At 62.0% G+C, this 21007-nt stretch carries 18 protein-coding genes; 5 read left to right on the top strand and 13 right to left on the bottom strand.

The features are described 5' to 3' along the window. Positions 1 to 19: 19 nt before the first annotated feature. The gene (locus M516_RS0107720) at positions 20 to 382 is read left to right on the top strand and encodes a hypothetical protein (RefSeq protein WP_152523362.1); all 363 of its coding nucleotides are present in this window, start codon (positions 20 to 22) and stop codon (positions 380 to 382) included. A gap of 27 nt (positions 383 to 409) precedes the next feature. Here M516_RS0107720 and M516_RS0107715 read toward each other — a convergent pair whose 3' ends face one another. The 4 genes from M516_RS0107715 to M516_RS0107700 form a co-directional block, all read right to left on the bottom strand. After that, positions 410 to 1531 (bottom strand): glycoside hydrolase family 15 protein, encoded by a 1122-nt coding sequence (locus M516_RS0107715; protein ID WP_029098609.1) that lies wholly within the window; start codon positions 1529 to 1531, stop codon positions 410 to 412. A gap of 20 nt (positions 1532 to 1551) precedes the next feature. Further along, entirely contained in the window at positions 1552 to 2379 is an 828-nt protein-coding gene (locus M516_RS0107710; RefSeq protein ID WP_029098608.1) for a sugar ABC transporter permease, read from the bottom strand. A 1-nt stretch (position 2380) separates the two neighbouring features. Continuing rightward, on the bottom strand, positions 2381 to 3301 hold the full coding sequence (locus tag M516_RS0107705; protein WP_029098607.1) for a carbohydrate ABC transporter permease: 921 nt from the start codon (positions 3299 to 3301) through the stop codon (positions 2381 to 2383). 106 nt (positions 3302 to 3407) lie between these two features. Continuing rightward, on the bottom strand, positions 3408 to 4685 hold the full coding sequence (locus M516_RS0107700) for an extracellular solute-binding protein (RefSeq protein ID WP_029098606.1): 1278 nt from the start codon (positions 4683 to 4685) through the stop codon (positions 3408 to 3410). Between the two features lie 460 nt (positions 4686 to 5145). Here M516_RS0107700 and M516_RS0107695 point away from each other — a divergent pair, with 460 nt between their 5' ends. Continuing rightward, on the top strand, positions 5146 to 6168 hold the full coding sequence (locus M516_RS0107695; protein ID WP_029098605.1) for a LacI family DNA-binding transcriptional regulator: 1023 nt from the start codon (positions 5146 to 5148) through the stop codon (positions 6166 to 6168). Positions 6169 to 6202: 34 nt separating this feature from the next. Further along, the gene (locus M516_RS0107690; RefSeq protein WP_333781410.1) at positions 6203 to 8158 is read left to right on the top strand and encodes a glycoside hydrolase family 15 protein; all 1956 of its coding nucleotides are present in this window, start codon (positions 6203 to 6205) and stop codon (positions 8156 to 8158) included. A gap of 66 nt (positions 8159 to 8224) precedes the next feature. On the opposite strand, the gene M516_RS23005 is transcribed toward M516_RS0107690, so the two are convergent. From M516_RS23005 to hppD, 6 genes are all read right to left on the bottom strand, one after another. Then, entirely contained in the window at positions 8225 to 9055 is an 831-nt protein-coding gene (locus M516_RS23005; protein WP_051188135.1) for an inositol monophosphatase family protein, read from the bottom strand. A 178-nt stretch (positions 9056 to 9233) separates the two neighbouring features. Next, entirely contained in the window at positions 9234 to 9446 is a 213-nt protein-coding gene (locus tag M516_RS0107680; RefSeq protein ID WP_029098603.1) for a CstA-like transporter-associated (seleno)protein, read from the bottom strand. Beyond that, a complete protein-coding gene (locus M516_RS0107675; RefSeq protein WP_029098602.1) occupies positions 9443 to 11536 on the bottom strand; it encodes a carbon starvation CstA family protein in 2094 nt (697 codons plus the stop codon). Before M516_RS0107675 ends, M516_RS0107680 begins: the two co-directional genes overlap by 4 nt. 147 nt (positions 11537 to 11683) lie before the next feature. Beyond that, positions 11684 to 12466 (bottom strand): LytR/AlgR family response regulator transcription factor, encoded by a 783-nt coding sequence (locus M516_RS0107670; RefSeq protein WP_029098601.1) that lies wholly within the window; start codon positions 12464 to 12466, stop codon positions 11684 to 11686. Next, the gene (locus tag M516_RS0107665; protein WP_029098600.1) at positions 12441 to 14162 is read right to left on the bottom strand and encodes a sensor histidine kinase; all 1722 of its coding nucleotides are present in this window, start codon (positions 14160 to 14162) and stop codon (positions 12441 to 12443) included. Before M516_RS0107665 ends, M516_RS0107670 begins: the two co-directional genes overlap by 26 nt. A 143-nt stretch (positions 14163 to 14305) precedes the next feature. Then, positions 14306 to 15397: a 4-hydroxyphenylpyruvate dioxygenase gene (hppD, locus tag M516_RS0107660; RefSeq protein WP_029098599.1), complete on the bottom strand. Its 1092-nt coding sequence runs from the start codon at positions 15395 to 15397 to the stop codon at positions 14306 to 14308. Positions 15398 to 15645: 248 nt separating this feature from the next. On the opposite strand from hppD, the gene M516_RS0107655 reads away from it, so the two are divergent. Beyond that, positions 15646 to 16335, top strand: coding sequence for a class I SAM-dependent methyltransferase (locus M516_RS0107655; protein ID WP_029098598.1), 690 nt, complete (start codon positions 15646 to 15648; stop codon positions 16333 to 16335). A 47-nt stretch (positions 16336 to 16382) separates the two neighbouring features. Here the strand turns inward: M516_RS0107655 and M516_RS0107650 are convergent, their stop codons facing one another. Both M516_RS0107650 and M516_RS0107645 read right to left on the bottom strand, forming a co-directional pair. Further along, positions 16383 to 17807, bottom strand: coding sequence for a hypothetical protein (locus tag M516_RS0107650; protein WP_029098597.1), 1425 nt, complete (start codon positions 17805 to 17807; stop codon positions 16383 to 16385). A gap of 469 nt (positions 17808 to 18276) precedes the next feature. After that, a complete protein-coding gene (locus M516_RS0107645; protein ID WP_029098596.1) occupies positions 18277 to 19041 on the bottom strand; it encodes a hypothetical protein in 765 nt (254 codons plus the stop codon). Positions 19042 to 19129: 88 nt separating this feature from the next. Between M516_RS0107645 and M516_RS0107640 the strand changes: the two genes are divergently transcribed. Next, a complete protein-coding gene (locus M516_RS0107640; protein WP_029098595.1) occupies positions 19130 to 20536 on the top strand; it encodes an RsmB/NOP family class I SAM-dependent RNA methyltransferase in 1407 nt (468 codons plus the stop codon). Positions 20537 to 20640: 104 nt separating this feature from the next. Here the strand turns inward: M516_RS0107640 and M516_RS0107635 are convergent, their stop codons facing one another. Next, entirely contained in the window at positions 20641 to 20883 is a 243-nt protein-coding gene (locus tag M516_RS0107635; RefSeq protein ID WP_029098594.1) for a hypothetical protein, read from the bottom strand. Positions 20884 to 21007 lie beyond the last annotated feature (124 nt).

Raw genomic sequence — 21007 nt, 5'->3', positions numbered from 1 at the left:
AAAGTGGAGGTTTATGCACGTGGAGAAAAGGCTGCTCAAGACGGCCGTCTACAGCTTTCTGATCGGATTTGCCTTGACGGTCATCTTCGTGCCCATCGGCCAGGAGCGGATCGGCTGGCTGGGCGATGTCAGCACGGCTGTGAGTTACCCTGACTATTTTTACATGGTCTTCCGTTGCGCGTTGATGTTTACCGCCGTTTGCGTCCTCGTCGCGTTTCTGCGGGTGGCCAACAGGCAGACGGACGGGAAAATTCTGCTGGCGCGCTTTGTCTTCGAGTGGATCATCGAACCACTCAAGTCCCTCTTCATCGGCTTTGCCTCCGTGACCATGATCGGGATTGTCCTGGTGCTGGCCGTCGCCGCCTTTCTGATACTGTTTTAGCCCCCTGAAAAAAAGACGCGGGCCCCCTCAGGGTACCCGCGTTTTCTGTTCTTCATGCCCCGCCGCCTTCAGCTCATCCGCCAATACCAGGTACATCGCGTGCGACCACAGAAGCGGCACCGCCGGCATCCCGGCCCGCTCCACCCACGGCTGGTAGCGGTCAGGCGCGAGCAGATGCTCCTGCACCTGCTCCGGCAGGCCGTCCGTCGTCCGGGTCGATTCGATCCAGCGGCAAATTGCCGCGGCCTCGCTGCGTCGGCCGTTTCGCACGTAATACCAGCCCAGCCAGGCGGACAAGAGCGGCCACTGCCCGCCGCCGTAATAAGTGTCGCCCCGGTAGCGGTGAACGCCGAAGCCGGCCAGAAGCTCCCGCTCGATCCGCGTCACGGTCCGGACCATCAACGGGTCGTCTGCGTCCACCAGTCCGAACGGCAGGGACAGCCACAGCAGGCTGGCGTCTGCCGACGGATCGCCCAGCGACTTCACAAACGCGCCGTTCTCCGTTCCCCGCTCCAGCACGAAGCGGCGGACGGCATCGGCCAAGCCGTTCAGCTCCTCCGCCCGTTCCGGCAGACAGTCCGCCATCGCCCGCACGCCGCCGTATACGGCCGCCAGTGTCGCCGGGTGGATGCGGTCGCCGTGCTCCTCCCAGCAGTCAAAGTTAGGCATCTGCCAGCACGCCCCGAGGTAGTCCAGCGTCAGGTCGACGGAGGCGCGAAACCGCTCGATCAGGCTCCGCTCCCCGCTGCGGCGGACATGCTCCGCCAGCCCCCAGAGCCACGTCCCGTACCCGTCCAACTGAAAGCTGCCCCATTCTCCCGCCACTTCGTCTCCGTCGACGGTGAAGCGGGCGTGCAGGAAGCGCCTGTTGGCCTCCGCCGCGCTGCCTGCCCACCCCGCGCGAACAGCGGCGATCGCCGCTTTGGCCTTGCCGGCGTGTTTGTTCACCACGGAATCACACCAGGCGTAAAAGCGGCGGGAGCTCTCATGGCGGCCGAAGCGGTCCAGCGCATAGGCGACAAACGCCCCGTCCCGCAGCCAGGCGTACCGGTAATGGACAAACGCAGGCGATGCCAGATAGGCGCCCGTCTCCGCCTGGTGGCGCAGGATGATGTCGATGCTGTGGTCGATCAAGGACCTCGTCGTCACGGCACTCCCCTCCCGTCGCTTCACCCTTTTGTCCCGCCGGAGGACAAGCCGGTAATCAGATAGCGCTGCGCCAGCAAAAAGACGATCAGCACGGGCAGCGTGACGATGATCGCCCCGGCCGCCATGTAATGCCAGTCGGAATTGAACTGGTTGACAAACTGCTGCAAGCCGATCGGCAGCGTGTACATTCGCTGTTCGGACATGAAGGTGAGGGCGATCAAAAACTCGTTCCACGCCGTGATGAAGGCGAAGAAGCCGGTCACGGCGATACCCGGCAGCGACAGCGGCAGCACGATCCGGCAAAACGCGCCGAAGTGGGACAAGCCGTCCACCCGCGCCGCTTCCTCCAGCTCGTAGGGAATCGTGTCAAAGTAGTTTTTCAGCATCATCACGCAAAACGGCACCGCTACCGTAGCATATGCGAGCACCAGGCCGAGGTAGCTGTTCAACAGCCCCAGCGCGTTGACAATCCGGTACAGCGGCACGATCAACAGCGCCCCCGGGAACATCTGGGTGAGAAAAAAGCTGAAGGAGATCGCCCGTTTGCCGGCAAAGCGGAAGCGGGACATGGCGTAGGCCGCCGTGGTGGACAATGACAGCGCCACAAGCGCGGTCAAGAGCGCGACGAGGAAGCTGTTGGCCATCCACTGCAAAAAGACGCCGTCGGCACGGGTCAGCACGTGAACGTAATTGTCCCAGGTAAACGTGTGCGGAACGATGGACAGCTCGGTCGAAAACACTTCCGCCCGCGGTTTGAAGCTGGTGGCGAGAATCCACAGCACGGGAAAGACGGCAATCGCGGATGCGGCGATCAAGAGAAGGTGCACCCACCAGTTGGACGTGCGCATCTCAGTAGTACACCCCCTCGCCGCTGTTGGCTTTGATCAGCCGCCGGTACAGCACCGTAAAGGCGAGCAGAAAGCTGAAAATCACCACGCCGTAAGTGGCGGCCATACCGAAGTTCCAGTTCATGAACGCCTCCCGGTAGGCGTAGGTGACGAGAATTTCCGTGGAGCGGACCGGCCCGCCGCGCGTCACCAGGAAAATGATGGTGAACATGTTGAACGTCCAGATCACGCCGAGCACAGTCGCCGTCGCCGCCACCGGCCTCAGGAGCGGCAACGTGATGTTCCAGAACTGGCTCCACGGCGAAGCTCCGTCCACGCGGGCCGCCTCGTAGAGGGATGGCGGGATGCTTTGCAGGCCGCCCAACAGCGTGATCATCATGAACGGCACGCCCACCCAGACGTTGACCATGATCACCGAGACCATCGCCCAAAAGCTGTCACTCAGCCAGGGAATCGGCGCGAAGCCCAGCTTTTGCAGGACGATGTTGAACAAGCCGTACGTTTGGTTGTACATCCACGTCCAGGAAAAGGCGGAGACAAACGACGGCACCGCCCACGGAACCATCAGCAGCATGCGGTAGATGCCGCGTCCTTTGATGTTGCGGTTCAGCAGAAGCGCCAGCCCCAACCCGATGACGAAATGGAAAAAGACATTGACAAACGTCCAGACCAGCGTCTGCACAATCACGTCGCGAAACACCGAATCGGGCTTGAAAATCGAGGCAAACAAATCGACGTAGTTGTCCAGTCCGACAAACGTCCAACTGGGCGGGGCAAATTTACTGCCCATGTTGTACTGGTTCATGTCAGTAAAGCTGTAGATGATTCCCTGCACCAGCGGATAAAACACCAACAGCGCCATCACCACAAGCACAGGCGTGAGAAACAGCCAGGCGATCCACTTGTTGCTGCGTATTGTCAACCATCACGCCCCCCTTTTTCCAACAACGTCCTTCGACAGCGCGAAGGGAAGAAAAGCCCATCGGCCATTCTCCCTCGCGCCTTCATGCGGTTTTCGTTTTCATTCGCTATTGTCCCAGCAGCGCCTTCCACGCGCCGGCAACCGCGTCCAGCCCTTCCTGCGGCTTTTTCTCGCCCTTGTAGATCGCCTGGATCTCGGGATCGAACGAGGCGAAAATCTGTCCCCCTTCCGGAATGACCGGCCGGTTCTTGGCGCTTTCCATTACCGCCTTAAAATCGGAGATCAGCCGGTTCTCCTTGATTTCCGGCATCTCGTACGCCGATTTGCGCGTCGGCAGTGTGCCGTTTTTGCTCGCCAATTTGGCCTGGCTCTCCTTGCTGGTGAGGAAAGCGATCAGCTTGTAGGCGGCCTCTTTTGACTTGGAGCCGGCGTAGATGGCCAGGCTGTGCCCGCCCACGGGAGAGCCGGTATGCCCGTCCGGTCCGGCCGGAATCGGAGCGATCCCCAGGTTGTTCGGATCGCGGAACTCTTCCCCTGAGAGAATGTCGGAGGTAGCCCAGGGGCCGTTGAAAATCATTGCCGCGCTCCCTTTTTTAAAGGCTTCATTCATGTTCTGGTAGCTGTTGGCCGCATCCAGATCCTTCGGGTACACGTGATCCTGATCGCGCAGTTTCAAGGCAAACTCGATGCCCTTCACCGCACCCGGCGTGTTGATCAGCACCTGCAAGTTGTCGTCGATCAGCCCCCCGCCAAACGCCCAGATAAACGGCAGCGAGAAGTAGGCTTCCGTCTGGCGGTGGTAGAAGCCCCACCTGTCTTTGCCGTTGGACAGCGCCTTGGCGGCTGCGGCAAATTCGTCCATCGTCCGGGGCGGCTCGTTGAACCCGGCCTCTTTCAGCATCCGCTTGTTGTACAAGAGAGCCAGCGCGTCGGTCACCTCCGGTACGCTCCAGACGTGGCCGTTCCACTTGCTGTAGGAGAGCGGCGCCTCAAGGAAGTCGTCCTGATCCGTAAAGTAGCTGTCCAGCGGCTCCAGCAGCCCCATTTTGGCAAACTCCGGCGTCCAAGCCACTTCGGAGCGGATCACGTCCGGTCCGTTGCCGGCCTGCGCCGCAGTGCGAAACTTGTTCTGAGCCTCGCCGAACGGGATCAGCTCCAGGTTTACCTTGATCTCTTTGTTTTCCTGTTCAAACTGGCTGATCAGTTCCCTCAGCGCCACTGTCTCTGATTCGCGCATCGTCGTCCAGAATGTTAGCGTGACGGGCCCGTCCTTCTGCTGCGCCGGCCCTCCCTGCTGACCGCCTGCCTCGCTGGAGCCGCCGCAGCCGGCCAACAGCGAACCAACCAACGCCATCGCGGTAAAAATGCTGAAAAAGCGTTTCATCCATGTACCCCTCTTTCTTCCTGATATACAGGTTAATCTGCCGGACGTGTCGCCGCGGACCATTCTGGCGGTGCCCCCGTCGAGAGGGCGGCTGCTTGGGGGACAGTCTGCAAACCGAAGCTGTTTTGGCAGTGTTGCGGGTCAGCGTACAAGTTAATGCAAACGATTGCACATGATCGTGTCAGAGCCCCCCAAATGGAACACGCGGCAAAACCGCCTTGCATGTACTACCATCCTACACGAAACAATCCAGCCGAGAAAACGCTTGCAAACAGCCATATTTGGTCATTTTTCCTTTTTATGATAGAATATCGCCGTAATTCTACCAATTTTTCTCGCATGCGTCTTTTTTCTGTATATTTCATTCATTCCCTATTTTTGCGCATTAACAGTTTACAAGCGGATGCTTTTCCGGTACGATGTTGAAAAACAAACGTTTGCACAGAACTGGGAGGATTGTATGTCCGTTACGATCAAGGATGTGGCCCGCGCGGCGGGAGTCTCTCCTTCCACCGTGTCCCGGGTCCTGTCCCATCATCCGAAAATCAGTCCGGCGACGGTGCGAAAAGTCCGGGAGGCCATGGAGGCGCTTGGCTACCATCCCAACATCATGGCCAAAAGCCTCGTTTCCAAAAGCACGCAAACGATCGGGCTTGTTCTGCCCCGTTCCGTCGAAGAGTTTGTCAATCCATTTTTTTCTGAGGTGCTGCGCGGCATGCTGGCCTGCGCGCAATCAGCCGGATACGACGTGCTGATGTCATCGGCCAACAGCCGCCCGGAAGAGCTGGAGTCGGTCAACCGGATGATCCTCGGCCGCCGCGTAGACGGCATCATCCTGATGGCCCCCCGCAAGGCGGACCCGCTGGTGGATCTGTTGCTGGAGCACGACTTTCCCTTCGTCCTGCTGGGCCGCTCGCTGGAGCGGAGCGACCTCTTGTGCGTCAACAACAACAACGTGCAGGCCGCGTTTGACGCCACCCGCCATCTGATCGCTCAGGGGCACGAGCATATCGGTTTTGTCAGCGGACCGCCGGACATGGTCGTCTCGGAGGATCGGCTGGAAGGCTACAAGCGGGCGCTCGCCGAAGCGGGGCTCCCGTTTCGCCAGGAGTGGGTAATGACGGCGGAGATGCTTCAGGCCGGCGGCTTCCACGCCACGTCCCTGATGATGAGCCAGCCGGAACGGCCGACCGCTTTCGTCGTGATCGACGACGTGATCGCATTTGGGTTTATCCGCCAACTGTACGAAGCGGGGATGCGTGTCCCCGACGATGTCTCAGTGGTCAGCTTCAACAACATCATGCTGTCCGAACTGAGCAATCCACCGATCAGCACCGTGGACATCGGCATTTACCACCTCGGCTACACGACCGTCCAACTGCTGATCCGCAAGCTGGCCGGCGAGACGATCACACAGCCACAGATCGTGCTGCCCCACCGGCTGATCGTCCGCGGCTCATCCGCCCGACAGCCGGATGCGTAATCGGGGAAGACGCTTCTTGGGAAGGAGAATCCACATGATGAATCCTGTCACTGGAAAACCGTATCTCAACGACGCTGTCATCGGCAACGCGTCGATGCTGGCCGCTCTGGGGCGCAGCGGGGAGCTGTACCGCCTCTGGTGGCCGCATGTTGACTTCCCGCAGCACGTGGAGCGGATGCGCGCCGGCGTCTTTGTGGAGGAAGAAAGCGAGGAGACCGTTTGGACAGACGACCCGGCTGAGTGGCAATGGGAGCAGGCTTACCTGCCGCGGACCAACGTGCTGCGCACGGCAGGGGCGGCCCGCCGTCTGCCTCTGCGCTGGGAAACCGTCGATTTTGCCGTTCCTGGCGAGCCGCTGTTGGTTCGCTTGTACAAATGGACCAACACAGGCCGCAAACCGATCCGGCTCCGCTTTTTCTGCGCCGCTTCGCTCACCATCGGGGAAAATCGCCTGTACAACTGCGTCACCTATGACCCCCACATCGACGGACTGGTGTACTTTCGTCATCAATACGCGTTTGCGCTGGCCAGTCCGCTGGGGTGCGCCCAGTACACCTGCGCCGACGCCTGGAAGCACGCGTCCCGGGGGTATTTGCCGGGCACCAGGGTGGCGATGGCGCCGGACGGGGCGCTCGGCTGGACGTTCCCGCTGGAACCGGGGGAGACGGCCGCCATCCCCGTCTATCTCACGGCGGGAAGTCGGGTGGACGAGGCGGTAAACGCCATGCGCCGGGCGTTTGCCGCCTCGGCCGAGGACCATCTGGAGCGGACCGTGCGCTACTGGCACGACTACCTGGACGTACAGCCCGCCCTCCCTGCCGGCTGCGACGAGCGGACTCGCCGCGTCTACGAGCGTTCCCTGCTCGTCTTCCGGCTGATGGCGGACGAACAGACCGGCTGCGTGATCGCCGCGCCGGAGTTTGACGAGGCCTTCACCCGCTGCGGCGGCTACGCCTACTGCTGGGGACGGGACGCGGCGTACATCACGACCGCCTTTGACCGGGCCGGTCTGAGCGGCATGTCCCGGATGTTCTACCGCTGGACGCTGACGGCCCAGGATCCGGACGGCTCGTTTCAGCAGCGCCACTATCACGACGGACGGCTGGCCCCTTCCTGGGGGCTGCAGATCGACGAGGGCGGTTCGATCCTCTGGGGGATGCACCAGCACTATGTGGCGACGCGGGACCGGGCATTTCTCGAAGAGGTGTGGCCGGCCGTGGAAAAAGGGACGACCTTCCTGCTCTCCTACCTGGACCGCGACACCGGGCTGCCGCTGCCCAGCCGCGACCTCTGGGAGGAGCGCAGCGCGGAGCACACGTATTCCGCCGCCGCCGTACACGCCGGCGTAACCGCCGCGGCGGCAATGGCTCGGGAGCTGGGGAAAACCGGCCTGGCCCACCGCTGGGAGGAGGCCGCGAAGGCTTTGAAAGAGGCCATTTTGACGCGGGCCTACGACGAACGGCGGGGAACGTTTTACCGCGCGCTCAAGCTGCAGGTGGACCGCTCCGCCTACCAGCGCGCCGTCGAGTCCGGCTTCCCCGCTTTTGCGGAGACGGACGAGAAGGGATACGTCTCCTATTACGTCCAGCACGATCCGGTCTACGACATCAGTCTGCTCGGTCTCAGCGTGCCGTTTGGCCTGCTGGATGCGTCCGATCCGCGCATGGCCCGCACTGCCGACGCGATCGAACGCGCCTGCGCCGTCCCCGGCGTCGGCGGCATCCGCCGCTACGAAGACGACCGCTACATCGGCGGCAATCCGTGGATTCTCACCACCCTGTGGCTCGCCCAGTTCCGGATCGCCCAGGGCCGGTTTGACGAGGCCAAACGTCATCTGGCGTGGGCCGTCGCCCACGCCAGCCCGCTCGATCTGCTGCCGGAGCAGGTCGACAGGCAGACCGGCGAGCCCGCCTGGGTGGTGCCGCTGACCTGGTCCCACGCGATGTTTGTGCTGACGGTGCACATGCTGCTGGAGAAAGGACAGTTGTAGGAAACGTCACGATACGCTGTCCGGAAAAACCGAAAAACCACTGGACCGGTTTCCAGTGGTTTTTTGTCATGTCGCGCCATTGTCCGCCATATCGTTTTCCGTGAGGTTGAGGTAATGCTGCAGTTCTTCGTAAAACGCGGGATTGCAGGCCATCACGCTGCTTTTCCGGTCAAACGGCAGCGGGCTGCCGGTCATCGTCGTCACGCGTCCGCCCGCTTCTTCCACAATGATCCTGCCGGCGCCAAAATCCCAGGCGTTCAGCGACAGGCTGACGTATCCGTCCAGCCTTCCCGCGGCCACGTAGGCCATTTCCAGCGCCGCGCTGCCCAAGAGGCGCATCCCCCGCACCTTGCCGGCCAGTTTTTTCACGATCAGGTCAATGCCGATCTGCTCCGCCCGCTTGTTCCAGAAGACGCTCGTACACAGCAGCGCTTCTTCCAGCTTCACCTGCCGCTCCAGGCGCAGCGGCTGGTCGTTGAGGTACGCGCCTTCTCCTTTTGTCGCGTAAAACATCTCGTCGCGGGAAGGATCGTACACCACGCCGACCAGTCCCTCCCCCTTGTGGTAGACGGCGATGGAGACGGAAAAGTTGATCTGCTGGTGGACAAAGTTGGTGGTGCCGTCGATCGGATCGATCACCCACAGCGTGTCAAACTGGCGGGGATCGCCGGCAAACGTGCTCTCCTCCCCGAGAATGCCGTGGTCGGGAAAATGGCGCAAAATCGTCTCGACCACGTGTTTTTCCACTTCTTTGTCCACGGCGGTGACCAGGTCGGAGGCGGACGTCTTGTATTCGACGGTAAACGGCTGCTTCATTCGCGCGAGGCTCAGCTCACCCGCGCTTCGGGCGCAGTGAAGGGCCAGCTCTTTCAACGCCGTCAGAGTTGATGCTTGCACACGAATCGCCACCCACATCTTGACTTTGCCTATAGTGTACCATACTTTGCCTGCGGATACACCGTTCCGTCTGTCCCGGTTGTCGACGCGCCTGTCTGCCGCCGGACAGCCGGAAAGCGGCGGGAGGCCCGTCAGCCGGACCTCCCGTTTCCTCTTGTGTGCCAGCGGCCGCGCGCGTCTAACAGCAGCGCGTCACCCCGCCTTTTTCATACCGCTCCCGCAGCGCGTACATGTAGTACTCCCGCTCCGTCATCGGAAACATGCCCGGTTTGGCGTGGGTCGCGTACCAATGCTGCAGATAACGGTCATAGTCCGGCATGCCGAAGATGGTCTTGATGGTCGAACGTACCTTGCGCAGCGACTGGCGAATCGCTCTCCACCTGCGTCTCATGCCACGTGATGCCCTTTCCCGTCGTAGTAATTGTCCCCTTTGGACTGGACGTACGGAGACTCGTACAGCGGATACTGCCTGCCGCGCAGGATGTTGATCCACAGGCGAAGGCCGTCCAGAATGATGCCGATGGTGATCGCCATGAAGATGGCGCAGACAACGGCGTCAATCTGGTCGTTGAAAATCATCTTTTGCGCGGCTTCCACCGACTTGACGCCTTTCGGCAGGGTGCCGGCGTCAAGCGCCTTCTGGAACGCTTCGGCATGGGAGAGGAAGCCGATTTTCGGGTCGCTGTGGAACAGCTTTTGCCAGCCGGCCGTCAGCGTTGCGGCGGTCAGCCAGGCCATCGGCACCAGCGTGACCCAGGAGTACCGGGCCTTGCCCATCTTGAAGATGAGCGTCGTCCCGACGACAAAGGCGATCGCGGCCAGCATCTGGTTGGCGATGCCGAACAGCGGCCACAGCGTATAGATGCCGCCCAGGGGGTCCATCACGCCCTGCAGCAGGAAGTACCCCCATCCGGCCGAAATCAGGGCGGACCCGATCAGGTTGCCGGGCATCCAATCCACCCGCTTCATTTTCGGAAACACGTTGCCCAGGAGATCCTGCACCATGAAGCGGCCGACGCGGGTGCCGGCGTCAATCGTGGTCAGAATGAAAACGGCTTCAAACAGGATCGCAAAGTGGTACCAGAAGGCCATCAACGCCTTGCCGCCGAGGATGCCGGAGAAGATGGTCGCCATCCCGATCGCCAGCGACGGCGCTCCGCCGGTCCGGGAGAGAATCGTGTTCTCCTTGATGTCGTTCGCCATCGCGGTAATCTGGTCCGGCGTAATGGTAAAGCCCCAACTGTTGATCGTCTGCGCCGCAGCGGCGGCGTCGACGCCGATCACGGCAGCCGGCGAGTTGATCGCAAAGTACATGCCCGGTGTCAGCACGCAGGCGGCGATCATCGCCATGATGGCGACGGCCGACTCCATCAGCATCCCGCCGTAGCCGATCAACGGCGCGTGCGATTCCTTGGCGATCATCTTCGGCGTCGTCCCTGACGACACCAGCGCGTGGAAGCCGGAGACCGCGCCGCAGGCGATGGTGATGAACAGGAACGGGAACAGATTGCCCGCAAATACGGGGCCCGTGCCGTCGATAAACTTGGTCAGCGCCGGCATCTGCAGCGGCGGCAGCGTCAGCAGGATGCCGACCGCCAGCACGGCAATCGTGCCGACTTTCAAAAACGAGCTCAGGTAGTCACGCGGCGCCAGCAGCAGCCAGACCGGCAGGACGGACGCGATGAACCCGTAGATGATGATCATCCAGGCGAGCTGCACCTTGCTGAACGTAAAGGCCGGTCCCCAGGTGGGCGAAGCGGCCACCGCCTGCCCCCACCAGAGCGACAGGAACAAGAGCGCCAGACCGATCAGCGAGCCTTCCAGCACCCGTCCCGGACGGATGTAGCGCATGTACAGGCCCATCAGCAGGGCAATCGGCAGCGTCATGAAAATGGTGAACGTCGCCCACGGCGATTCCGCGAGAGCGTTTACAACAACCATCGCCAAAACGGCAATCAGGATCACCATGATCGCCAGGATGCCCACCAGCGCCAGCGCGCCGCCGAAGGGCCCGATCTCTTCCTTGGCGATCTGGCCGAGCGTCTTGCCGTTGCGGCGCATCGACCCGAACAGGATGACGAAGTCCTGGACGGCGCCACCCAGCACCACCCCGACGATAATCCAGATGGTCCCCGGCAGGTAGCCCATCTGCGCGGCCAGCGTCGGACCGACGAGCGGGCCGGCCCCGGCGATCGCCGCAAAGTGGTGGCCGAACAGCACCCACTTGTTCGTAGGCACAAAGTCCTTTCCGTCGTTGTTCACTTCCGCCGGCGTGGCCCGGTTGTCGTCCAGGCCCATGATTTTGTTCGCGATGAAGCGGCTGTAGAACCGGTACGCGACGGCATACGTGCAGATCGCGGCCGTCAGAAGCCAGAACGAGTTGACGTGTTCGCCCCGGGAGAGCGCCAAAAAGCCGAATCCGATCGCGCCCAAGGCGGCAATCCCGCCCCAGATCAGGGCTGAGAGCAGCCATTTTTTCATTGGTCCTTCCCCCTTGCCTATGAATAAAGACATAAAACCTAACCATACCGTATCACGGAAGGGGGAGCGCGAAGAATGGAAATTGTCTGAACAGTACAAATGAAGACATGAACGGCGATAACGGCGCATGAACGAGCGGTACTTCCATTAGAACCCCAGCCGCTTTTTCAGTTCCTTCACCACGTTTCGGCTGACCGGCACTTCCGTCCGGCGCGCGTCCTGCATCACCAGGTGGACCGCTCCCTTGAACCATGGCACCAGTTCCGCCGTCTTCGACAGATTGACGATGTAGGCCCGGTGGGTGCGGAAAAACTGGTGCGGGGACAGCCTGCTCTCCAGCTCCTGCAGGGTAAACGAGGTGGCGTACTGGTCCGCTTCGGTGTAAATGGTGGCGTACCGGCCGTCCAGCGTGGCGAAGACGATGTCGTTCGGATCGATCAGCATGATCTTGCCGCTTTTCTCCACGGGGATGCGGCGCGGCTGCTGGTGGGCCAGGACGGACTGGAGCAGGGTGTTCAGCCGCTCCTCCAGATGGGGGGCGTGGGCCTGTGCCGCTTCGCTTTGCCGGCGCAGCCGGCGGACCCGGTTGATCGTCTTTTCCAGGCGGTGTTCACTGAACGGCTTGACGATGTAGTCCACCGCGTCCGTCTCGAAGGCGCGCACGGCGTGAATCTCGTACGCGCTGGCAAAGATGATGACGGGCGGCTTCCCCATCGACTCGTACAGTTCCTGGCCGACATCCACGCCGTCACGGTCGTGCAGGTGGATGTCCAGAAAGACGGCGTCCGGTTCCGCCCCGGGGATGGATTCGATCGCTTCCTCGCCGCTCGCCGCCTCCCCGATCACCGTCACGTCCGGAAATTGTTCCAGCAGATAGCGAAGCTCGGCGCGGGCGGGCGCTTCGTCATCCACGATGAACGCTTTCAGCATGCGCTTTCACTCCTATCGGCAGTTGTATGACGCAGGTCGTTCCCTTCCCCTTTTCACTCTCGATCGCGATTCCGTACGGCTCGCCGTAGATCGACTGCAGCCGGCTGCGGACGTTGGACAGCCCGATCCCGGAGAGACGGCGCTTGCCGTCCGGCTGCGGCGGCGGCACGAACGGGTCGCCGGCGATCCCGACGCCATTGTCCGCCACCGACAGCTCCAGCGTCTGCCGGTCCCGGCGGCGGGCGGCGATCCGCACGACGCCCCCTTCCCGCTTGGGCAGCAGGCCGTGCTTGACGGCGTTTTCCACCAGCGGCTGCAGCACCAGACCGGGCACCAGATAGCGGTCCACCCCCGGTTCGATGTCGTACTCCACCCGCAGTTTTTCCCCGAAGCGGGCCCGCTCGATCGCCAGGTAGGCCTCAATGTGCTCCAGCTCTTCCGCCAGCGTCACAAAGCCGCCGGAGTCGTGCAGGTTGCGGCGGAAGTATTCGCCCAGATGGATCAGCAGCTCCCGCGCCTGCTCCGGGCGAAAGCGGATAAACGACACGATCGTGTTGAGCGCGTTGAACAAAAAGTGCGGGTTGATCTGCGCGTGCAGGGCCTTGATCTCCGCATCGGCCAGAAGGCGCGCCTGCCGCTCCAGATCGGCCAGTTCCAGTTGGGTGGAGATCAGGTTGCCCAGTCCCCGCACCAGTTCCAGGTCGACCGCCGACAGCTTGCGGGAGCGGTCCTGGTAGAGCTTCAGCACGCCGGCCATCTCCCCCCGCTTCCGCATCAGCGGCACGAGAATGGCGCAGCGCAGCGAACAGTTGGGCTCCCGGCAGCCGATTTCCTCCTTGGTGCGGGCGATCTTCACCTCTTTGGTGGCCAGCACCTCGCGGGTCGCCTTGGTCGAAATCGCCTGGCCGACGACGTGATGGGACGAGCCCGCACCGACGTGGGCCAGCACCGTTTTCGTGTCGGTGATCGCCACCGCCGCCACCCGGGTCGTGCGCAAAATCTCTTCCGCCACCTTTTTCGCCGACTCGTAGGTCAGGCCCTGCCGCAGGTAGGAGAGCGTCTTGTCCGCCACCTGCAGCGTCCGCTGGGCCTGCAGGGCGCCGATCCGGTCTTCTTCCGTCTTGACGAGGTCGATGATGATGATCAGGATCGCGATGCCCAGCGCGTTGACCACCGACATCGGCACGCTGATCGCCTTGATCAGTGTCAGCGCGTCCGCGTACGGTCTGGCCACCAGCAGGATGATGCCCATTTGCATCCATTCGGCGATGAACCCCACGGCCAGCGCCGTCGTCCAGCGAATCTCCCGGGAGCGGCGGAACTGGTAGACGAGACCGGCCAGCAGCCCTTCGCTGATCGTGGAGATCGCGCAGGCGAGGTCGGTAAAGCCGCCGAGCGTGTACCGGTGGATGCCGGCCACCAGCCCGGTCAGCAGCCCCACCCAGGGCCCGGCCAAAAGGCCCGCCACCACCGTGCCGATCACGCGCGAGTTGGCAATCGCGTCCAGGTACCAGATGCCGTTGTAGGTTCCGAGAATGGAGATGGCGGAAAAGATCAGCACCATCACCGCTTTATCCTTGAAAGTCGCCCGTTGGTTCAGCAAACTGCGGAACGCCTTGACGCGGGTAAACAGCAGCGCGGCCACCACCAGCACGGCGGTCCGCTCCGCCAGCGGCACCATCAGGGACAAATTCATCGGCGCCCCTCCTTTTTGCGGTCAAACTGATGCTTTCATTATCGCCAGCGGGCAGCCGCCCGGTCAATAGAATCGTCGCGCAAGACTGAAAATACCAAAAGCCCCCGGGCAGGTCCGGGGGCATGGCGTCAGGTCCATGCGGCTTACAGGTTGCCGCGCCGTTCCTGCTCGCGCTCCAGCGCCTCAAACAGCGCCTTGAAGTTGCCGTTGCCGAAGCCGCGCGCCCCTTTGCGCTGAATGATTTCCACAAACAGCGTCGGGCGGTCGACGATCGGCTTGCTGAAGAGCTGCAGCAGGTAGCCTTCGTCGTCGCGGTCCACCAGGATGCGAAGCTGGCGCAGCGTATCGACGTCCTCCTCGATTTCCCCGACCCGGTCTTTCAGCTCGTCGTAATACGTGTCGGGCACGTGGAGGAAGTCGACGCCGTTGGCCCGCAGCCTGGAAACCGTGTCGACGATGTCGTTGGTCAAGAGGGCGATGTGCTGCACGCCCGGTCCCCTGTAAAAGTCCAGGAATTCCTGAATCTGCGACTTGCGGCGTCCTTCCGCCGGTTCGTTGATGGGAAACTTGATCCGTCCGGTGCCGCTCTGCATCACTTTGGACATCAGCGCGGAGTACTCGGTGGAGATGTCTTCGTCACTGAAGTTTTGCACGGCGGTGAAGCCCATCACTTTCTGGTAGTACTGCACCCACTCGTCCATCACTTCCACGTTGCCGACGATGTGGTCGATGCCGATCAGGCCGGTGCCTTCCGCCTCCACCGGGGATTCGTAGGCGACGTAGCCGGGGAAGAACGGCCCGCTGTACTGTTTTCGCTCGATGAAGGAGTGGACGTTGTCCCCGTAGGTGGCGATGACCGCCTTTTTGATCGTGCCGTGCTCATCGCTGAACACCGTCGGCTCCATCACCGGCACGGCGCCGCGGGAGACGGCTTCGCGAAACGCCTGCTCGCAGTCCTCGACGCGCAGCGCCACGTCCTTCACCCCGTCGCCGTGCAATTTCACAAACTCGCTGATCGGTCCGTCGGGGGTGAGGGCCCCCGTCACGACAAAGGTGAGGTGGTTTTGCTTCAGCACGTAGGACACCTTGTCGCGCAAACCCGTCTCCAGTCCGGCATACGCGCAGGCCCGAAAACCGAACGCCTTGGTCAAGTAGTGCATGGCCTGCTTGGCGTTGCCCACGTAAAACTCCACGTAGTCCCAGTCTTGAATCGGAAAGAAATCGGTGCTGCTCATCGCTTCCGCCCTCCACTTTTCAAAATTTTATAGCGATTGAGATGATTTTGTCGTTATCATGAGCGTACATGGAAAGCGTTTTCTCCCGCAAGAACACCGGATAACGCGCAGACGCGCGAACGCTTTCATTCAATAAAGTACGCGGCTGCAGCCGCTCCTGGTACAATGAAGAAGAAATTTGCCCGAAGTGAAGTTTTTCCGAAAAGCGATGGGAGACACGTCGATTGCGAAAGGGGTTGGAGATTGTCATGAGTCAATGGAGCGTCGAGGCGGCAAAACAGTGGAATCAATTTGCCGCCGACTGGCATGCGCGCAGCGGAGCCATGTGGGAAACGGGCAGCCGCCGCACCGTTTTGCCGATGTTTATGCGGCATGTCCGGCCGGAAGCGGGACCGATACTGGATGCCGGCTGCGGGGACGGCTACGCCAGCTTCAAACTGGCCGCAAACGGCTATCGGGTGGAAGGCGTGGACATTGCCGAGGAAATGATCCGGTTGGCAAACGAACGGGTACGCGGAAAGGATTGGCCCGTCCGGTTTCAGACCGGCGACGTCTCGTCGCTGCCGTTTGCCGACGCCAGCTTTGGCGGCATTCTCTGCATCAACGTGACCGAGTTCACGCCATCGCCGCTGGCCGCCCTGCGCGAGCTGCACCGTCTGCTCACCCCCGGCGGCGTGCTGCTCCTGGGCATACTCGGCCCCACGGCCGGCCCGCGGGCCCACAGCTACCGGCGCCTGTACGGCGAAGAGACGATCCAGAACACGATGATGCCGTGGGAAGCCAGGCAGTTGGCCGCCGAAAACGGCTTTCGGCTTCTGGAAGAGGTGCCGGTCTACAAGGACGGCGTGCCCGCCGAGCTGGCCGGCCGTCTTTCGGCGGAACTGCGGGAAGCCCTCAGTTTCATGACCCTGTTTGCGCTGGAGAAAACCCCTTGCTGAAAGAAAAACAAACAGAGGTGCCCGCGCGGCACCTCGCTGTCGCTCGCCTACTCCGGAAACGGATTGACCACCCCGTTGGCGTCCATCCACGCCCGCTTGCTGCGTATCAGCCGGTCGAGCTCCGGCTCTTCCCGGCCGTACACGGTCCAATACAGCCTCTGCGTCTCCCGCAGGTCATTGTAGGTCAGATAGGGATAGTCGGTACGGCCGAACGATCCGTCGGGGAATCGCGCATAGTAGAGGTCTCCGTTCGGCGCCACCCACTTGGGGCCCAGATTGACGACGCCGTTCAGCATGATCGCCGCCAGTTCCCTGTCGGTCGGATTGCCAAACTGCACGTACATGTTCAGCAGGAAGTTGATCTCCGCCAACTGGTGATTGAGCGAAACGTGGGTCTTTCGGTTCCCGCCGGGGTGGGCGTAATCGGCCACCAGCCACCCGACATTCACGCCGTCGACGACGAAGTGGTGGCGGGCCGCATAATCGCGGAAAAAGGCCGCGTACTTTTGCGCCGCCTGACAAAAGCGGGTGTCCCTGTACTGCCTGCAGCCCTCCAGCATCAGTTCGGCCGCGCCCGTGTTGAACCGGGTGTCAAAAAACCCGTCCGGGATGCCGTACTCCTGCCACAGCCATTCCGACAGCGGAAGCGTCTTCCAGTACCCCTCCGCTTCCTGATTCTGCACCGATGTATCCAGCATGACGTACGCCACGTCCTCGGCCGCCCGGCTTTGACCGGTGAACAGCAGGGAGCGCAGCACGTAGTTTTCGGGAATGCGCCAGTACGCGTCCGGGGAAGAGGGAACATAGGTGCTCGGCGATTGGTAGTAGTACCCGTCGTACAGCCACTTTGCCTTGCGCTGCAGATCGAGCGCCATCCAGATGGAGGCGAACTGCTCCCTTTCCCAGGGAACCAGCGGATGGCTGGATTCCAGCGCCCACATCTCGCTGACCAATCCGGCTTGGACCGGCATCCGGATCTCCAGCGCAAAACCACCCGCCTGTTTGTGCACGGCTATCGGCAAAAAATGATCCCGCTTCTCTTCGATCGTCCCCCTGCCCAACGGCCGGTAGACGATCGGCGCACCAATCCAGACGTGACGGTCGGCCGTTTCGAGAAAGCCGGGCGCGTTGGGCAGTTGGGCCGTCTCCTCCAGGTTGACGACGCTCCAGACGGGCTTTTGCGGGTCGCCGTCCGCGTACCGGATGTACCGGAACGTCCCCGTCCGGCCCGGCAGGAACAGGGAAAACGTGTACGGCTGGTCGTGTGTGCCCGCTTCCAACCGTTTGACCCAGTAGCGGTCGCCGTTGGGAAACGCGTAGGTTTTTTCGTGCAGCGTCCCCCATGCCCGGGCCAGATTCGCCTCCGTCACCTCCGGGATCCCCGGCTGGGGAGCGGAGGCCGCACGGGGAAGCAATGAGGTGATCAGCATGGTCGCCAACAACATCGCGAACAAAGAAAAGGACCTGATCATCGAATCCTCCTCGCGTCAGAAGTGGGGTAACCTGCCTTCATACTGCCGTCGGATGGCAGCAGCCGATGTACAAGCGAGACTGTTTCACCGTTTCCGCCGCCCTGGCGCTGGAGCCGGGGGCGGCGGAGAGCGGCGTGACGCTTCCGTACCCCCGGCCGAAGCGGGGGGTGAGGCGCCCGGCCCCCGGTACATGCCGGAACAGCCGCTCTCCACGGGATCACGCATCCTTCTGTTTGACGCAAAACGTCCCTTCCCCGTTTCGGCTTCCCGGGAAAGGGACGTTTCATCTGGGCAGGCGGCGAGGCTGCTCAGCCGTTTTCGTTTGCTTCCACTTCCAGGGCTCCTCCCGCCGGGAAGAAGCCGTTTTGCAGGCAACAGCCCATGCGAAAAAACGCTCTCCCGGTTCGGGAGAGCGTGTACTCGTTTGCTCTCTATGCTGGTTTCTCATCAGTTTCTCCGCCGCCGACCGCTACAGCGGATGAGCGTCGTCGCGGTGCGCAAACACGCGGGACTCCATCACACCGGGATGCTGTTTGGCCAGGACGAGCAGGTTTTCCAGGTAGTAGTAGTGGCTTTCCAACAGCTCCACGTCCTTGCGGGTAATCGTCTTGGCCTGCAGGTACTGCTGCATCTCCAGAACGCAGCGCTCCATCTTGTCGGCGAAGTCGTTCGCCCTCAGCATCTGCTCCACCTCGGGGTAGGCGGACTTCAGGCGGTTGATCTCCCCGTGCACCTTGGTCCCCTCCAGAATGATCTGGTACGCCGCCCGTTCGTGGGAGGCCGCGGTGGCCAGTTCTTCCTCCCGACGAGCCGCGCGCAAAGCGGACAAGTACGTGATAAAATGGTACACAGTTAAAAATAATGGCCCCAAAAATAAAATGATCCCCGCTTTGTAGACGTGTTGGTTGGACATGTTGCTGATCAGCAGGAACAGGTGAAACAAAATCGCTCCCAGCCACGCGTAAATGATGACCTGATGATTCACCTTGCCCGCTTCCTGCTGGCGGGAAAAGACGAACGTCAGGCCCAGCAGGTAAAAGGCGAGCAGCGTAAAACTGGCGCTAAACAGCGCCATCTCCATATCCTGCAGCCAGGCTGCATCGGCGGGAATGTCGATCAGAAACTCAAAGGCGAGCACCAGCAGTGAGAAGAGCAGGCCCATGATCCAGAACCGGCTCACTTCCGAGTCGTTGCGCCGGCGCGAGCGGTGCCGTTCCGCGCGGGATTCTCTCAATTGTTCTCACCTCACATCCTGAAATGATTCGCCACGATTCTCCCTTTTCCTCTCGGGGCCCGTCGAAATCTGACATCGGAGGCTGACCATGAGATCACTGCCCACCGCTTTTGTCGAGCGGATGAAAACGCTGTTGAAAGACGAGTACGACGCTTTTGCCGCCGGCTTTGACCGGCCGCCCAGCCAAGGGCTGCGGATCAATCCGCTGAAAATCGACAGGGAGCGCTTTTTGCAGCTCTCCCCGTTTGCCCTCGAACCGGTTCCCTGGTGTCCGGAGGGCTTTCGCTATGCCGAAGGGGAACGCCCCGGCAAACACCCGTACCACGCTGCAGGCCTGTACTACCTGCAGGAGCCCAGCGCCATGTCGCCGGCTGAAGCGCTGCAGGTGAAGCCGGGCGAGACCGTGCTCGACCTGTGCGCCGCACCGGGCGGAAAAACGACCCAACTCGCCGCCGCGCTGCGCGGTCAGGGGCTGTTGGTCGCCAATGAAATTCATCCCGTCCGGGCCAAGGCGCTCTCGGAAAACGTGGAGCGGCTCGGCATCGCCAACGCCATTGTCACCAACGAGACGCCGGAACGGTTGGCCGAGCGGTTTCCCCGCTTCTTTGACCGCATCCTGGTAGACGCTCCCTGCTCCGGCGAAGGAATGTTTCGCAAGCTGCCGGAAGCGATTGACGACTGGTCGCCGGAAAAGGTGGCGGAGTGTCACCGCATCCAGCAGGAGATTCTGGACGCCGCGGCGGCCATGCTGAAACCGGGCGGGACGCTGGTCTATTCCACCTGCACGTTCGCACCGCTGGAAAACGAACAGTCGATCGCGTCCTTTCTCGCCCGCAACCCGGGGTTTGCCCTGACCTCTCTGCCCCACCCCGAGTGGTTCGCGCCCGGTGTACCCGAGTGGGCGGAGCCGCCGCTTCCGGAACTCGCCCGCTCGGCGCGGCTCTGGCCGCACCGCCTCGACGGGGAAGGCCATTACCTGGCCAAACTATGCAAAGAGACGGACGACGAGGGGGACGCCCCCTCCAGACGGCGCAGGGAAAAGCGCGGGAAAACGGCGGCAGCCGGACGGAAGGAAGCGATTGCCGCGTGGCGCACGTTCGCGGCCCAGTCCCTGCCCGGCGTGGCGGAACGATATGCCGACGACGCCGCCTTCCTGCTGTTTGGCGACCAGTTGTATGTCACCCCGGCGCCTGACCTTGATCTGGACGGTCTGAAAGTGGTGCGGGCTGGTCTTCACCTCGGCACCGTGAAAAAGAACCGGCTGGAACCGGCCCACGCGCTGGCGCTGGCCGTCCCCCAAGAGGCCGCCGCACGCACGGCTGCGTTTGCGGCGGATGACCCCGAGCTGCTGCGCTACTTGAAGGGAGAGGCGTTGGCCCGCGACGGCGAAAACGGCTGGACGCTGGTCACCGTGGACGGGTTTCCGCTCGGCTGGGGCAAGCAGGCGGACGGACAGTTGAAAAACCATTATCCCAAAGGGCTGCGCTGGCTGTGATCCCACAGATGCCCGTCGGGAGGACGAAGACGGCCCGCAAACGGAAAACGGCCCACCGCTGGCGAGCAGGCACTCGCGCGGTGGGCTGCCGCTTTTTTTGCCGCTTACCGGCCCGGCCGGCGGCGGTCGTTGTCCACCATCGTCAGCGAGCCGCTTTTGATGTAGCGCAAAATGTTGGAGATGGAGATGCCGGTCGCGTTGGCAATCTGCATGGCGTTGGAGTTGGGGTGGCTGCGCAGGTAGTTCCGTACGATCCGGTATTCGTCGAGCTCGCACTGCATGCAGGTTGGACCGGACGATTCGTGAAGCGGTATCGGATGACCGCATTGGCTGCAAATTTGACTCATCGTGTTTCTCCTCACACCTTGTGTTGACCCGTCTTGGGCTGGCAGGCCCGGGCCACATCCCTTCCGTTTATTGTACCCGTTTCAAGCCGTCAGGAAAAGCTTGGGCGAAAAGGCTGCCTCCTCC

The sequence above is a fragment of the Brevibacillus thermoruber 423 genome, from assembly GCF_000454065.1.
GTDB lineage: Bacteria > Bacillota > Bacilli > Brevibacillales > Brevibacillaceae > Brevibacillus > Brevibacillus thermoruber.
The sequence above is the reverse complement of the archived record's forward strand: the minus strand, read 5'-3'. Positions and strand labels throughout refer to the sequence as shown.